Annotated in this window: 14 protein-coding genes; all 14 read right to left on the bottom strand. The window is 43.2% G+C overall.

Annotation, left to right across the window (positions count from 1 at the left end; translation table 11 throughout):
• Nucleotide 1: 1 nt before the first annotated feature.
• The 14 genes from rpsC to rpoC all read right to left on the bottom strand — a co-directional run bounded on the left by rpsC (nucleotide 2) and on the right by rpoC (nucleotide 14,528).
• Nucleotides 2–658, bottom strand: a complete 657-nt coding sequence (rpsC, locus tag ACRRQV_RS17190) for a 30S ribosomal protein S3 (protein ID WP_432533224.1) — start codon at nucleotides 656–658, stop codon at nucleotides 2–4.
• A gap of 3 nt (nucleotides 659–661) precedes the next feature.
• A complete protein-coding gene (rplV, locus tag ACRRQV_RS17185) occupies nucleotides 662–1,003 on the bottom strand; it encodes a 50S ribosomal protein L22 (protein ID WP_432533221.1) in 342 nt (113 codons plus the stop codon).
• 19 nt (nucleotides 1,004–1,022) lie between these two features.
• Nucleotides 1,023–1,301: a 30S ribosomal protein S19 gene (rpsS, locus tag ACRRQV_RS17180; protein ID WP_106534466.1), complete on the bottom strand. Its 279-nt coding sequence runs from the start codon at nucleotides 1,299–1,301 to the stop codon at nucleotides 1,023–1,025.
• A gap of 60 nt (nucleotides 1,302–1,361) precedes the next feature.
• Nucleotides 1,362–2,192 carry a 50S ribosomal protein L2 gene (gene rplB / locus ACRRQV_RS17175; protein WP_432533217.1) on the bottom strand — a complete coding sequence of 277 codons (831 nt, stop codon included), beginning with the start codon at nucleotides 2,190–2,192 and terminating at the stop codon, nucleotides 1,362–1,364.
• Nucleotides 2,193–2,238: 46 nt separating this feature from the next.
• Nucleotides 2,239–2,523 carry a 50S ribosomal protein L23 gene (rplW, locus tag ACRRQV_RS17170; RefSeq protein ID WP_146494299.1) on the bottom strand — a complete coding sequence of 95 codons (285 nt, stop codon included), beginning with the start codon at nucleotides 2,521–2,523 and terminating at the stop codon, nucleotides 2,239–2,241.
• Nucleotides 2,523–3,146: a 50S ribosomal protein L4 gene (gene rplD, locus ACRRQV_RS17165; protein WP_432533213.1), complete on the bottom strand. Its 624-nt coding sequence runs from the start codon at nucleotides 3,144–3,146 to the stop codon at nucleotides 2,523–2,525. The genes rplW and rplD overlap by 1 nt, the downstream gene beginning before the upstream one ends.
• A 29-nt stretch (nucleotides 3,147–3,175) precedes the next feature.
• Entirely contained in the window at nucleotides 3,176–3,805 is a 630-nt protein-coding gene (gene rplC, locus ACRRQV_RS17160) for a 50S ribosomal protein L3 (protein WP_432533210.1), read from the bottom strand.
• Between the two features lie 49 nt (nucleotides 3,806–3,854).
• Nucleotides 3,855–4,163, bottom strand: coding sequence for a 30S ribosomal protein S10 (rpsJ, locus tag ACRRQV_RS17155; protein WP_033542800.1), 309 nt, complete (start codon nucleotides 4,161–4,163; stop codon nucleotides 3,855–3,857).
• Nucleotides 4,164–4,415: 252 nt separating this feature from the next.
• A complete protein-coding gene (locus tag ACRRQV_RS17150; RefSeq protein ID WP_432533207.1) occupies nucleotides 4,416–5,738 on the bottom strand; it encodes a Na+/H+ antiporter family protein in 1,323 nt (440 codons plus the stop codon).
• 448 nt (nucleotides 5,739–6,186) lie between these two features.
• A complete protein-coding gene (gene tuf / locus ACRRQV_RS17145) occupies nucleotides 6,187–7,374 on the bottom strand; it encodes an elongation factor Tu (protein ID WP_432533204.1) in 1,188 nt (395 codons plus the stop codon).
• Between the two features lie 115 nt (nucleotides 7,375–7,489).
• Entirely contained in the window at nucleotides 7,490–9,568 is a 2,079-nt protein-coding gene (gene fusA, locus ACRRQV_RS17140; protein WP_432533201.1) for an elongation factor G, read from the bottom strand.
• 51 nt (nucleotides 9,569–9,619) lie between these two features.
• Nucleotides 9,620–10,090 (bottom strand): 30S ribosomal protein S7, encoded by a 471-nt coding sequence (gene rpsG / locus ACRRQV_RS17135; protein ID WP_008432480.1) that lies wholly within the window; start codon nucleotides 10,088–10,090, stop codon nucleotides 9,620–9,622.
• 45 nt (nucleotides 10,091–10,135) lie between these two features.
• Nucleotides 10,136–10,555, bottom strand: coding sequence for a 30S ribosomal protein S12 (gene rpsL, locus ACRRQV_RS17130; protein WP_432533197.1), 420 nt, complete (start codon nucleotides 10,553–10,555; stop codon nucleotides 10,136–10,138).
• Between the two features lie 367 nt (nucleotides 10,556–10,922).
• On the bottom strand, nucleotides 10,923–14,528 hold the full coding sequence (rpoC, locus tag ACRRQV_RS17125; RefSeq protein ID WP_432533194.1) for a DNA-directed RNA polymerase subunit beta': 3,606 nt from the start codon (nucleotides 14,526–14,528) through the stop codon (nucleotides 10,923–10,925).
• Between the last annotated feature and the right edge of the window lie 10 nt (nucleotides 14,529–14,538).

Below are 14,538 nucleotides of genomic sequence, written 5' to 3'. Positions count from 1 at the left end.
ATTATTTGCCTCCTTCCTCAGATTTTCTCTTAGTCGGAAGGACTTCACCGCGATAGATCCATACTTTTACGCCAAGCTTGCCGTAAGTTGTATCGGCTTCAGCATGCGCATAATCGATATCAGCGCGAAGCGTATGGAGCGGAACAGTACCTTCACTGTAGTGTTCAGCACGCGCAATGTCAGCGCCGCCTAGACGTCCAGATACTTGTGTTTTGATCCCTTTAGCGCCAGAACGCATTGTGCGTTGGATTGCTTGTTTTTGTGCACGGCGGAAAGACACGCGGTTTTCCAATTGACGTGCTACGCTTTCAGCAACCAATCTTGCATCAAGGTCAGCTCTTTTGATTTCAATGATGTTGATGTGAACGCGTTTGTTAGTCATAGCAGTAAGTTGTTTGCGAAGTACTTCTACTTCAGAACCACCTTTACCGATTACCATACCTGGTTTCGCAGTGTGAATTGTCACATTTACGCGGTTTGCAGCGCGTTCAATTTCAATTTTGGATACAGAAGCTTCTTTTAAGCGAGCTTCGACGTATTCACGGATTTTAATATCTTCATGAAGAAGTGTCGCATAGTCTTTTTCAGCGTACCATTTTGACTCCCAGTCACGAATGATCCCGATACGCATCCCTATTGGATGTATTTTTTGTCCCACGAGTTACCCCTCCTTCTTTTCAGATACCACTAACGTGATGTGGCTTGTACGTTTGTTGATTGCACTTGCACGTCCCATTGCACGTGGACGGAAACGTTTCAATGTTGGTCCTTCGTCAACGAATACTTGGCTAACAACTAGGTTGTTAATATCCATTTCGTAATTATGTTCAGCGTTTGCAGCTGCAGATTTCAACAACTTCTCAACAACAATCGATGCTGCTTTCGGAGTATGGTTCAAAATCGCAACAGCTTCGCCAATTTGCTTGCCTCGGATTAAATCTACTACTAAACGGACTTTACGAGGAGCAATACGTACTGTTCTAGCGACAGCTTTTGCTTGCATGGGGAAATCCTCCTCTCAATTAACGTCTTGTTTTCTTATCGTCTGCGCCATGGCTAGCGTATTTGCGTGTTGGAGCAAATTCACCTAGTTTGTGGCCTACCATATCTTCAGTTACGTAGACAGGAATGTGTTTACGTCCATCATATACAGCGATTGTTTGTCCGATGAATGTCGGGAAAATTGTAGAACGGCGAGACCAAGTTTTGATCACTTGTTTTTTCTCAGAGTCCTTTTGTGCATCAACTTTTTTCATAAGATGATCATCAACAAAAGGTCCTTTTTTCAAGCTGCGACCCATTTGGGATCCTCCCTTCGTGATTGCACCACGGCTCTTTTGGCGAACCGCAGCGGAATCAAATTATTTTTTACGACGACGCACGATAAATTTATCGGATTTGTTGTTTTTCTTGCGTGTTTTGTATCCAAGAGTTGGTTTGCCCCATGGAGACATTGGTGATTTACGTCCGATTGGCGAACGTCCTTCACCACCACCGTGTGGGTGATCGTTAGGGTTCATTACAGATCCGCGGACTGTTGGGCGTTTGCCTAACCAGCGTGCACGTCCTGCTTTACCAATGTTGATCAATTCGTGTTGCTCGTTACCTACAGCACCGATAGTAGCGCGGCAAGTAGCAAGAATCATGCGAACTTCGCCTGATTGCAAACGAACTGTTACGTATTTGCCTTCTTTACCCAATACTTGAGCTGAAGTTCCTGCAGAGCGTACCAATTGTCCGCCGCCGCCTGGCTTCAATTCAATGTTGTGGATTGTAGAACCCATTGGGATGTTTGATAACGGAAGTGCGTTACCTGGTTTGATATCAGCTTCAATTCCTGACATGATTTGCGTTCCAACTTCGATTCCTTTAGGAGCCAAGATGTAACGTTTTTCCCCGTCAGCGTAATGAATTAATGCGATGTTTGCAGAACGGTTTGGATCGTACTCGATTGTAGCAACGCGTCCTGGAATGCCATCTTTGTTACGTTTGAAATCGATGACACGGTATTGGCGTTTATGTCCACCACCGTGATGGCGTACAGTTAACTTACCTTGGTTGTTACGGCCGCCTTTGCGCTTTACAGGTTGTAAAAGCGATTTTTCTGGCTTGTTCGTTGTGATTTCTGCGAAATCAGAACTCGTCATGTTACGACGACCGTTGGAGGTAGGTTTATATTTTTTAATCGCCATGTTGTTTCCCTCCTTCTTTGATTAGTTCCTTAAGAACTTATAGAGATTAAATTTCGAACAATTCGATGTCTTTTGAGTCAGCAGTCAATTTAACGATCGCTTTGCGGCGTTTGTTAGTGTATCCTGCGTGTTTGCCCATGCGCTTGAATTTGCCTTTGTAGTTCATGATGTTGACTTTCTCAACCTTCACGCCAAAGATTTCTTGCACGGCTTGTTTAACTTGAGTTTTGTTTGCGCGAGTGTCCACTTCAAAAGTGTACTTTTTCTCTGCCATTACTTCTGAAGATTGCTCAGTAATGACCGGACGCTTTAATACATCACGTGCTTCCATTAACTAAGCACCTCCTCTATTTTTTCTATTGCTGCTTTTGTCATAACAACTTTGTCATGTCCAAGCAAGTCTAAAACGTTGATGCCGCTTGCTGTTACTACTGTCATACCTTGAATGTTACGAGCAGACAATGCTACGTTTTCATCTAGGTCAGCAGTTACGAACAATGCTTTTTTACCGATTGAAAGGTCTTGCACTAATTTAGTGAATTCCTTTGTTTTCGGTGCATCAAATGATAAGCCTTCAAGCACCATCAAGTTCTGGCCTACTACAGTTGAAGAAAGAGCAGAACGAAGAGCTAAACGACGGACTTTTTTAGGCAATTTATAGCTATAGCTACGTGGTGTTGGTCCGAATACGATACCGCCTCCACGCCATTGTGGCGAACGGATCGACCCTTGACGAGCACGTCCAGTTCCTTTTTGCTTCCATGGTTTTTTACCACCACCAGCTACTTCAGAACGATTTTTTACTTTATGGTTACCTTGACGAAGTGAAGCACGTTGCATCACAACTGCGTCAAATAACACGGCTTCATTTGGTTCGATACCGAATACATAGTCGTTCAATTCGATGTCGCCAACTTGTGAACCTGTTTGATTTAATAAAGCTACTTTAGGCATTCTTATTTCCTCCTTTCTCTAAAAAAATATTATTTCGCTTTAATTGCTGATTTAACACGGATCAACGCTTTGCGTGAACCAGGAACATTCCCTTTAATAAGAAGCAAGTTACGTTCAGTATCAACTCTCACGATGTGAAGGTTTTGAATCGTAATTGTCGTGCCACCCATTTGACCAGGCAATTTCTTTTGTTTGAATACACGGTTTGGAGCAACCGGACCCATTGAACCAGGACGACGGTGGTAGCGTGAACCGTGAGCCATTGGTCCGCGTGATTGTCCGTGGCGTTTAATAACACCTTGGAAACCTTTACCTTTTGTTGTTCCTGTTACATCTACTACATCGCCTTCTGCGAATACATCTACTCTGACTTCCTGACCAATCTCGTAATCAGCTAAGTTTACATTGCGAAGTTCGCGAATGAAGCGCTTAGGAGCAGTGTTTGCTTTAGCTACATGTCCTTTAGCAGGTTTGTTAGAAAGCTTTTCGCGCTTGTCTTCAAAACCTAATTGGATTGCTTCGTAGCCGTCAACCTCAACTGTTTTCTTTTGAAGTACTACGTTTGGAGCAGCTTCAATTACAGTTACAGGGATTAAATCACCGTTCTCAGCAAAAACTTGCGTCATACCGATTTTTCTACCTAAGATTCCTTTGGTCATGTTGTCACACCTCCTGTAATTATTTGTGTTTTTATATTTCGTTTACCGATTAAAGTTTGATTTCAATGTCAACGCCAGATGGTAAATCTAATTTCATCAACGCATCCACAGTTTGTGGTGTCGGGTTAACGATATCGATTAGACGTTTGTGCGTGCGCATTTCAAATTGCTCACGTGAATCTTTGTAAATGTGGACTGAGCGTAAGATTGTGTAAACAGACTTTTCAGTCGGCAACGGGATTGGACCCGATACGCTTGCACCTGAACGTTTAGCTGTTTCGACAATTTTCTCAGCAGATTGATCAAGAATTCGGTGATCATATGCTTTTAAACGGATACGAATTTTTTGTTTTGCCATTATTTTCCCTCCTTTTCGCCTATTTTTGATAGACATTCTCCACGAAAATTTTCCAATCACTCGCCATGGCAAAGCGGCCGGGTGTATCGGTAACCTCTCGCTTCATCGCAGTCAAAGACCAACGTTCACTAGTATACAAAATTAAAAAGAATTCCGCAAGTGTTTTTACGAAATTCTTTTAATCACTTTTATTAGTATAGCAGGATTTATTTTATATTCAACCGATACGCTAATAGTTCGAACATTTTTATCTTAAGCGAGCCACATGACAGCAACCCAGCCAAAAACTAGCATCGGAATATTATAATGGATAAACGTCGGCACGCATGTGTCCCAAATGTGGTTATGCTGTCCATCTATGTTAAGCCCTGCTGTCGGGCCAAGCGTCGAGTCAGAAGCCGGAGACCCGGCATCCCCTAACACTGATGAGGTTCCGACTAACGCAATGATGGCTAGCGTAGAAAAACCAAACTCCACGCTCATTGGCACAAAGATGGCTGCGATGATCGGAATGGTTGCAAACGATGAACCAATGCCCATCGTCACCATTAATCCCGCCACCAACATAACGAAAGCGGCCATGCCTTTATTGCCAGCAAACACTTCGGACATGCTGGCCACGAGCGGCTCAATAGCTCCCGTAGCTTGAATGACTGCAGCAAAACCATTTCCTGCGATGATGACAAAACCAATGAACGCCATCATCCGCATCCCAGCATTCAAAACGTCATCTGCTTCCCGCCATTTCATAGCGCCTAAAAGATACAAGACCACAATTCCTGCAAGAGCCCCCATGATCATGGAGTCCGTTTGAATCTGCCCATAGAGCGCAGCAAGCAGCGCCAAGATGGTTACTACTATATCTTTCTTGGAAGCCGTCTTTTTCTGTGTTTCTTCTATATTAGTTGGAGCAATATGATACTCACGCGGCCGGCGGTAAGAAATGAATACCGCAATCACGAGACCAGCCAACAGCCCAAGAACAGGAATTAGCATCGCTTTTGGCACATCCGCCATATCAATCGGCAAACCGGCTAGTTTCATTTGAGTTGCGATGATGCCGTGGAAAATCAAACCAAAGCCGTAAGGCAACAACGCATAGGGCGCGACCAATCCAAATGTTAATACCGAAGCGATTAGACGACGATCGATACGCAATTCGTTCATGATGTGCAATATCGGCGGCAAGAGCAATGGAATAAAGGCAATGTGAATTGGAATCAAGTTCTGCGAGAAAATGGCCATGATCAATAAGGCAAAAATAATTAACGCCTTCGCCAAGGTTTCCCGCGTCGCTTCTCCTTCTTTATTGACAAGCTTCAAAACGCTCGAGACGAGAAGCTCTGGAATTCCGGTACGGGAAATTGCTACCGCAAATCCACCAAGCATGGCATAGCTAAGAGCAATGGTTGCACCTTCCCCTAAGCCATCCGTAAACGCCGTAACTGTGTCTGTAAATGATAAGCCACCACTTAAGCCGCCAGCCAGCGCTCCAATCAGTAATGCAAAGACCACATTGACTCGAAGCAAGCTCAAAATCAACATGACTAAAACTGCAACAACAACTGCATTCATACTATCTATCTCCTTTAGTTTGCTAAAGCATTAAAGCATACACTTAAAATTAACAAACTGCTATTTGGATGTCAACACGAAAGAGCGAAAGGTATTATAGCTAAAAAATTCCGAAAATAACGGCTCTCCTTTAATATAGAAGGAGCCTGCACGCAGTCCTTGTAAATGCAGAGCTTTTTCAAGGCTTTCCTTCTTTCCATAATTAATAAAATAGGAATTACAGAAGCTACAGTACAATGTTGATTCATTATTTACTGCAAACAGTTAAGTTATGGATTTTTGTGTCGCCGTGGTTTAAAAGAGATCTTTGCAGTTAAGTTGAGGAAGCAGAAAAACCATTAAGATTTATAATAATGGCGGTGAGGTGAAAGAAGAAAAATTTCGTTGCTAAAGAAAAAGAAAAACCCCGATCTCCTTTTGAGAGATCGGGGTTTGCACTTAACAGAAATTACTTCTGGATAGTAGCAACAACGCCAGCGCCTACAGTACGTCCACCCTCACGGATAGAGAACTTAGTTCCTTCTTCAAGCGCGATTGGAGAGATAAGCTCAACATTCATTTCGATGTTGTCGCCAGGCATAACCATTTCAACGCCTTCAGGAAGGTTGCAAACACCAGTTACGTCAGTTGTACGGAAGTAAAACTGAGGACGGTAGTTTGTGAAGAATGGAGTGTGACGTCCACCCTCTTCTTTTGAAAGAACGTATACTTCAGCTTTGAAAGTTGTGTGTGGTGTAATTGTGCCTGGTTTAGCCAATACTTGTCCACGTTGTACATCGTCACGAGAAACCCCGCGAAGAAGTGCACCAATGTTATCGCCAGCTTCTGCATAGTCAAGCAATTTACGGAACATTTCTACACCTGTTACAGTTGTAGATTTTGGTTCTTCAGTAAGACCGATGATGTCAACAGTATCACCGATTTTAACTTGTCCACGCTCAACGCGTCCAGTAGCAACTGTACCACGGCCAGTGATTGAGAAAACGTCCTCAACAGGCATCATGAATGGTTTTTCAGTGTCACGTGGTGGAGTTGGGATGTACTCGTCAACTGCGTTCATCAATTCAACGATTTTTTCTTCCCACTCTTCTTCGCCTTCAAGAGCTTTAAGAGCTGAACCTTTGATAACAGGAATGTCATCGCCAGGGAATTCATATTCAGAAAGAAGGTCGCGAACTTCCATTTCAACTAGTTCAAGAAGTTCTTCGTCGTCTACCATATCGCATTTGTTCATGAATACTACTAGGTAAGGAACACCAACTTGGCGTGAAAGAAGGATGTGCTCACGAGTTTGTGGCATTGGGCCGTCAGCAGCAGATACTACTAGGATCCCGCCGTCCATTTGTGCAGCACCAGTGATCATGTTTTTAACATAGTCAGCGTGTCCTGGGCAGTCAACGTGTGCATAGTGGCGTGAAGCAGTTTCGTATTCAACGTGAGAAGTGTTGATTGTGATTCCACGTTCTTTTTCTTCAGGTGCGTTGTCGATTTGAGCATAGCTCATTGCAGTACCACCAGAGCGTTTTGCAAGTACTGTAGCGATAGCAGCAGTCAAAGTTGTTTTACCATGGTCAACGTGACCAATTGTACCAATATTCGCATGTGTTTTAGAGCGATCAAATTTAGCTTTTCCCATTAGAAAAATCCTCCTCAAAATGTAAGTTATTCGGTAATTTGAAGTGCCAGAGCAATAGGGCCCTACTACTCTAGGCATACAAATTATTTATACTTTATTAAAGATCAAAATTCAATTATTGACCTTTATTTTTTTTGATGATTTCTTCAGAAATTGATTTAGGTACTTCTTCATAGTGATCGAAGTGCATTGAGAACACACCACGGCCTTGCGTATTAGAACGCAATGAAGTTGCATAACCAAACATTTCAGCAAGAGGAACCATTGCACGAACTACTTGCGCGTTTCCGCGAGCGTCCATACCTTCTACGCGGCCGCGGCGTGACGTAATGTCACCCATGATATCTCCAAGGTATTCCTCAGGGATAACAACCTCAACACGCATAATTGGTTCAAGAATAACTGGGTTAACTTTAGAAATTGCATTTTTAAGAGCCATTGAAGCAGCAACTTTAAATGCCATTTCGTTCGAGTCAACATCATGGTAAGATCCGTCGAACAAACGAGCTTTGATATCAATCAAAGGATATCCGGCGATAACACCGTTGTCTAATGAGTCGCGAAGACCCGCTTCAACTGCTGGGATGTATTCACGTGGAACAACACCACCAACGATACCATTTTCAAATTCAAAACCTGCTCCTTCTTCGTTTGGAGAGAATTCAATCCAAACGTGTCCGAATTGTCCGCGTCCACCAGATTGGCGTACGAATTTACCTTCAACTTGTGCAGAGCTGCGGAATGTCTCGCGGTAAGATACCTGAGGCGCACCCACGTTAGCTTCTACGTTGAATTCACGGCGCATACGGTCAACGAGGATATCTAGGTGAAGTTCACCCATACCAGCGATGATTGTTTGGCCAGTTTCCTGGTCAGTATGTGCACGGAAAGTTGGATCTTCTTCTTGCAATTTCGCAAGGGCTTGACCCATTTTGTCTTGATCCGCTTTTGATTTCGGCTCAACTGACAATGAAATAACTGGTTCCGGGAAGACCATGCGCTCTAGGATTACTTGGTTTTTCTCGTCACTCAATGTATCTCCAGTTGAAGTATCTTTAAGGCCGATTGCAGCAGCGATATCTCCACAATACACTTCAGAGATTTCTTCGCGAGAGTTGGCGTGCATTTGCAGGATACGTCCTACGCGTTCACGTTTGCCTTTTGAAGAGTTCTGAACGTATGATCCTGATTTAAGAGTACCAGAGTATACGCGGAAGAACGTTAGTTTCCCTACGTATGGATCTGTCATAACTTTAAACGCAAGTGCAGAGAATGGCTCGTCTTCACTAGGTTTACGAATTACCTCTTCATCTGAATCTGGAAGAACACCAGTCATAGGTGGTACATCCAAAGGAGATGGTAGGTAATCAATTACTGCATCAAGCATTAATTGAACACCTTTGTTTTTGAATGCAGTTCCGCAAACCACTGGATAAAACTCAACGTCAAGCGTTCCTTTACGGATTGCCGATTTAAGTTCTTCTTTAGTGATTTCTTCGCCGCCAAGGTATTTTTCCATCAAGTCTTCATCAAGCTCAGCAACAGCTTCCACTAATTTAGTGTGCCATTCCTCAGCAAGCTCTTTATGGGATTCAGGAATTTCACCAGTAGTGATTTCAGTTCCTAAGTCGTTTGCATAAAACACAGCATTCATTTCAACTAAATCGATAATTGCTTCGAATTCATCTTCAGCACCGATTGGCAATTGAATTGGATGAGCATTCGCTTGTAGGCGATCATGCAAAGTTCTAACAGAGTAAAGGAAATCAGCACCGATTTTATCCATTTTGTTGACAAATACAACACGTGGAACGCCATAAGTTGTAGCTTGGCGCCATACCGTTTCAGTTTGAGGCTCAACGCCTGATTGAGCGTCAAGAACTGTAACTGCACCATCAAGTACTCGCAATGAACGTTCAACTTCTACAGTGAAGTCTACGTGTCCAGGAGTGTCAATGATGTTAACACGGTGGTTTTTCCATGAAGCTGTTGTTGCAGCAGAAGTGATCGTGATTCCACGCTCTTGCTCTTGCTCCATCCAGTCCATTTGAGAAGCACCTTCATGCGTTTCACCAATTTTATGGATTTTACCTGTGTAGTATAAAATACGCTCCGTAGTAGTCGTTTTACCGGCATCGATGTGTGCCATGATTCCGATATTACGTGTTTTGTCTAAGGAGAACTCTCTTGCCATGTTGTTTTTCTCCTTCCGTCTCGGATTAAGATGTTGCCATCTTGAAAGAAATTACCAGCGATAGTGAGCAAACGCTTTGTTTGCTTCCGCCATTTTATGAATATCTTCACGTTTCTTAACCGCTGCTCCAGTATTGTTGGCAGCATCAAGAATTTCGTTAGCCAAACGCTCTTCCATTGTTTTTTCTCCACGAAGACGCGAATAGTTTACAAGGTAGCGAAGGCCTAGAGTCGTACGGCGTTCAGGGCGAACTTCAACCGGTACTTGATAGTTAGCTCCACCAACACGGCGGGCGCGAACTTCAAGAACTGGCATAACGTTTGTTAACGCTTGTTCGTATACTTCAATTGGATCTTTGCCGCTGCGTTCTTTAACTAGTTCGAACGCTCCGTATAAAATCTTTTGAGAAGTACCTCTTTTTCCGTCGACCATCATTTTGTTGATTAAGCGTGTCACCAATTTGGAATTATAAATCGGATCTGGCAACACGTCACGTTTAGCTACAGGACCTTTACGAGGCATGTGTGTTCCTCCTTTCAACGAAATCACTTCGTTAATTTAATTAGATTATTTTTTTTCTTTAGGGCGTTTAGTTCCGTATTTAGAACGACTTTGCATACGGCCGTTTACTCCAGCTGTATCAAGTGCTCCACGTACGATATGGTAACGTACACCCGGTAAATCTTTTACGCGTCCGCCGCGAAGAAGAATTACACTGTGCTCTTGAAGGTTGTGACCTTCTCCAGGGATGTAAGCATTGACCTCAATTTGGTTTGTCAAACGTACACGTGCGTATTTACGCAATGCAGAGTTTGGTTTTTTTGGTGTCATCGTACCAACACGAGTACATACTCCACGTTTTTGAGGTGAGCTTGCATTAGTCTGAGACTTTTTGAAGCTGTTGTACCCTCTGTTCAACGCTGGTGAGTTTGATTTCGTGCTTTTCGGTTTACGAGGTTTTGCAACTAATTGATTAATTGTAGGCATCGATTTTTTCCTCCTCTCAAAAGGTGTTCTAATACCACATATCCAGGTGGTTCATTTTTTGGGTAAAAACAAAGTCTTTGTGCTTTTGCACAAAAACTGGCATCCAGCAATCATTAAAACCGATGCTTCGAAATAAATTCCGGGCATTGCCGTTTTTTAATGCACTTGCTGTTGTTTTGTACCGATGATCGTTTTACTTATCTGTAACTACTTTAATAGACAATTTTTTTGATGTTAAATTGCATAGCAACAGACCGTCAAACATCAACCCTCAATATGTTATCATTCCTGCTTATATGTGTCAACTGAATTCTTGAAAAATCCCGGAAAGTTTAAGTAAACTTTCCGGAATCTACAAGATTAGAAATTATGATTCTGTACTTACAGTTTCTGTTTGCGCTTGTTTAGCACTTTGCGCAATTTTAATTTGGCGGTAACGCTGCATTCCTGTTCCTGCTGGAACAAGTTTACCGATGATAACATTTTCTTTCAATCCTAACAGTTCATCACGTTTCCCTTTAATGGCTGCATCTGTTAAGACGCGAGTCGTTTCTTGGAATGATGCGGCTGATAGGAATGATTCTGTTTCAAGCGAAGCTTTTGTGATCCCGAGAATAACCGGGCGGCTGGTTGCCGGCAAGTTGCCTTCCAACACAGCTTTTACATTCGCTTCTGTAAATTGGTGAATATCCAAAAGTGATCCTGGCAGCAAATCGGTATCGCCAGCTTCAATGACACGAACTTTACGGAACATTTGACGAACCATAACTTCAACGTGCTTATCGCCGATTTCTACCCCTTGCATACGGTATACTTTTTGAACTTCTTTCAATAAATACACTTGAACAGCTTGTACATCTTTCACTTGAAGCAATTGTTTCGGATCGATTGAACCGTCTGTCATTACTTCTCCGCGCACGATTGGATCGTTTACTTGCACTTTTAAGCGTGCATTGTATGGAGCCAAATATTTGCGGGTTTCGACGTCTCCTTGAATTGTAATTTCTTTCAAGCCTTCACGAATTTCATCAATTTCAGTAATTGTACCTGTAATTTCTGAAATAACTGCTTGCCCTTTAGGATTACGTGATTCAAAGATTTCTTGGATACGCGGAAGACCTTGTGTAATATCGTCTCCTGCAACGCCTCCTGTATGGAATGTACGCATCGTAAGCTGAGTTCCTGGTTCTCCAATTGATTGAGCTGCAATAATACCTACTGCTTCGCCCACTTCAACTTCGTCGCCAGTTGCCAAGTTCGTTCCGTAGCATTTCTTACAAACGCCGTGTTTTGTATTACATGTAAACGCTGAACGAATAGTCACTTCTTTGATTCCCGCTTCTACAATCAAGCGAGACAAGTCTTGGGTGATCAATTCATCTTTCGCTACAATAACGTCTTTTGTTTCCGGATGGCGGATCGTTTTCTTCGCATGACGTCCAACAATACGCTCGTCCAGCTCTTCAATTACTTCCGTTCCTTCCATCAACGCGCTGACCAACAACCCTCGGTCCGTGCCACAATCTGTTTCGCGGACAATTGCATCTTGTGCAACATCCACTAGACGACGAGTCAAGTAACCAGAGTCAGCCGTTTTCAATGCTGTATCGGCAAGACCTTTACGAGCACCGTGAGTCGAGATGAAGTATTCGAGTACGGTCAAACCTTCGCGGAATGAAGATTTGATAGGAAGTTCAATGATACGTCCAGCCGGGTTGGCCATCAATCCGCGCATACCAGCAAGCTGTGTAAAGTTAGACGCATTACCACGGGCACCAGAATCACTCATCATGTAAATTGGATTCGTTTTATCAAGAGAAGCCATCAATTTTTCTTGGATGATGTCTTTCGCTTTGCTCCAATAAGAAATAACTCGTGAATAACGTTCTTCTTCTGTAATTAGTCCGCGGCGGAACTGTTTCATGACTTTATCCACGTTTGCTTGAGCTTCGACCAAGATCTCGCCTTTATCTGGTAGTACTACGATATCCGCAACACCCACCGTGATGCCGGCTTGAGTCGAGTATTTGAATCCAAGGCTCTTCATGCGGTCAAGCATGCGCGACGTTTCAGTAATATGGAACCGAGTAAACACTTCTGCAATGATTTCACCAAGGATTTTCTTTTTAAACGGCGTTACAAGTTCCGCTTCTTCAATGTGCTTGCGGACATCAGTTGTCGTCGGCACAAAATATTTCGCTGGCGTTTCCACTTGCAAGTTATAGTTTGTCGGTTCGTTAATATACGGGAATGACTTCGGCAGAATTTCATTGAAAATGACTTTACCGACTGTTGTCAGCAATAGCATTTTGTTTTGTTCTTCTGTGAACGTCGGGTTTTTAACCGATCCCGCTAAAATAGCAATACGTGTATGGAGGTGGACGTGTCCTGTTTGATAAGCGATCATCACTTCTTCTGGTCCAGAGAAAGTGGCGCCTTCTCCAGTAGCACCTTGACGCTCAAGCGTTAAGTAATAGTTTCCTAAAACCATATCCTGAGATGGTGTTACTACAGGTTTTCCGTCTTTTGGATTCAAAATATTCTGCGCTGCAAGCATCAAAAGACGAGCTTCCGCTTGTGCTTCAGATGAAAGCGGTACGTGAACAGCCATTTGGTCACCATCGAAATCGGCATTGTATGCAGTACATACAAGCGGATGAAGACGGATCGCTTTACCTTCAACTAGTGTCGGTTCAAATGCCTGAATACCAAGTCTGTGAAGAGTCGGTGCTCGGTTCAAAAGAACCGGATGCTCCTTGATGACATCTTCTAATACATCCCAAACTTCAGAATGAAGACGTTCGATTTTGCGTTTAGCGCTCTTAATGTTGTGAGCCAATCCGCGTTCAACTAATTCTTTCATAACGAAAGGCTTGAACAATTCGATCGCCATTCCTTTTGGCAAGCCGCATTGATACATTTTCAAGTTCGGTCCAACAACGATAACGGAACGGCCTGAATAGTCAACTCGTTTACCAAGAAGGTTTTGGCGGAAACGTCCTTGTTTCCCTTTCAGCATATGAGAAAGAGATTTCAATGGACGGTTACCAGGTCCTGTAACAGGACGGCCACGGCGGCCATTGTCGATCAACGCATCTACAGCTTCTTGAAGCATGCGTTTTTCGTTTTGAACGATGATGCTAGGAGCACCAAGGTCCAACAAGCGCTTCAAACGGTTGTTCCGGTTGATTACGCGGCGATAAAGATCGTTTAAATCGGAAGTCGCAAAACGGCCACCGTCTAATTGAACCATTGGGCGAAGCTCCGGCGGAATTACCGGAAGAACATCTAAAATCATCCAATCAGGGTTGTTTCCTGAGTTACGGAAAGATTCTACTACCTCAAGGCGTTTAATCGCACGCGTGCGGCGCTGGCCTTGTGCTGTTTTTAGTTCTTCTTTCAACGAATCCGTTTCGCGCTCAAGATCGATTTCTTGTAGAAGTCGTTTGATTGCTTCTGCTCCCATTGCAGCTTGGAATTTCTTGCCAAACTTATCACGGTATGCACGGTATTCTTTTTCAGAAAGAAGCTGTTTCTTTTCTAGAGGCGTATCGGCAGGATCGATTACTACGTAAGAAGCAAAATAAATCACTTCTTCAAGTGAGCGTGGGGACATATCTAAGATAAGGCCCATACGGCTCGGAATTCCTTTGAAATACCAAATATGTGAAACAGGTGCTGCTAGTTCAATGTGGCCCATGCGTTCACGTCTTACTTTCGAACGTGTAACTTCAACGCCGCAGCGATCACAGACAACGCCTTTATAACGAACGCGTTTGTATTTTCCGCAATGGCATTCCCAGTCTTTTGTAGGACCGAAAATACGTTCACAGAACAAACCATCTTTTTCAGGTTTTAATGTACGGTAGTTAATTGTTTCTGGCTTTTTGACTTCTCCATAAGACCATGAGCGAATTTTATCGGGTGACGCTAATCCGATTTTCATATACTCAAAATTGTTAACATCTATCAAGGAGCCTACC

Origin of the sequence: Planococcus sp. YIM B11945 (assembly GCF_050864155.1) — a bacterium.
In the GTDB taxonomy this organism is placed as follows: Bacteria; Bacillota; Bacilli; order Bacillales_A; family Planococcaceae; genus Planococcus.
This window is presented reverse-complemented; position numbering and strand designations above follow the sequence as displayed.

What these genes read in the sequence shown, in the direction of transcription:
- rplV (WP_432533221.1), bottom strand. Translation starts at nt 1,003, where the DNA reads ATGCAAGCAAAAGCTGTCGCTAGAACAGTACGTATTGCTCCTCGTAAA.
- ACRRQV_RS17150 (WP_432533207.1), bottom strand. Translation starts at nt 5,738, where the DNA reads ATGAATGCAGTTGTTGTTGCAGTTTTAGTCATGTTGATTTTGAGCTTG.
- fusA (WP_432533201.1), bottom strand. Translation starts at nt 9,568, where the DNA reads ATGGCAAGAGAGTTCTCCTTAGACAAAACACGTAATATCGGAATCATG.
- rpsG (WP_008432480.1), bottom strand. Translation starts at nt 10,090, where the DNA reads ATGCCTCGTAAAGGTCCTGTAGCTAAACGTGACGTGTTGCCAGATCCG.
- rpsS (WP_106534466.1), bottom strand. Translation starts at nt 1,301, where the DNA reads ATGGGTCGCAGCTTGAAAAAAGGACCTTTTGTTGATGATCATCTTATG.
- rpsL (WP_432533197.1), bottom strand. Translation starts at nt 10,555, where the DNA reads ATGCCTACAATTAATCAATTAGTTGCAAAACCTCGTAAACCGAAAAGC.
- rplB (WP_432533217.1), bottom strand. Translation starts at nt 2,192, where the DNA reads ATGGCGATTAAAAAATATAAACCTACCTCCAACGGTCGTCGTAACATG.
- tuf (WP_432533204.1), bottom strand. Translation starts at nt 7,374, where the DNA reads ATGGGAAAAGCTAAATTTGATCGCTCTAAAACACATGCGAATATTGGT.
- rpsJ (WP_033542800.1), bottom strand. Translation starts at nt 4,163, where the DNA reads ATGGCAAAACAAAAAATTCGTATCCGTTTAAAAGCATATGATCACCGA.
- rplW (WP_146494299.1), bottom strand. Translation starts at nt 2,523, where the DNA reads ATGGAAGCACGTGATGTATTAAAGCGTCCGGTCATTACTGAGCAATCT.
- rplC (WP_432533210.1), bottom strand. Translation starts at nt 3,805, where the DNA reads ATGACCAAAGGAATCTTAGGTAGAAAAATCGGTATGACGCAAGTTTTT.
- rplD (WP_432533213.1), bottom strand. Translation starts at nt 3,146, where the DNA reads ATGCCTAAAGTAGCTTTATTAAATCAAACAGGTTCACAAGTTGGCGAC.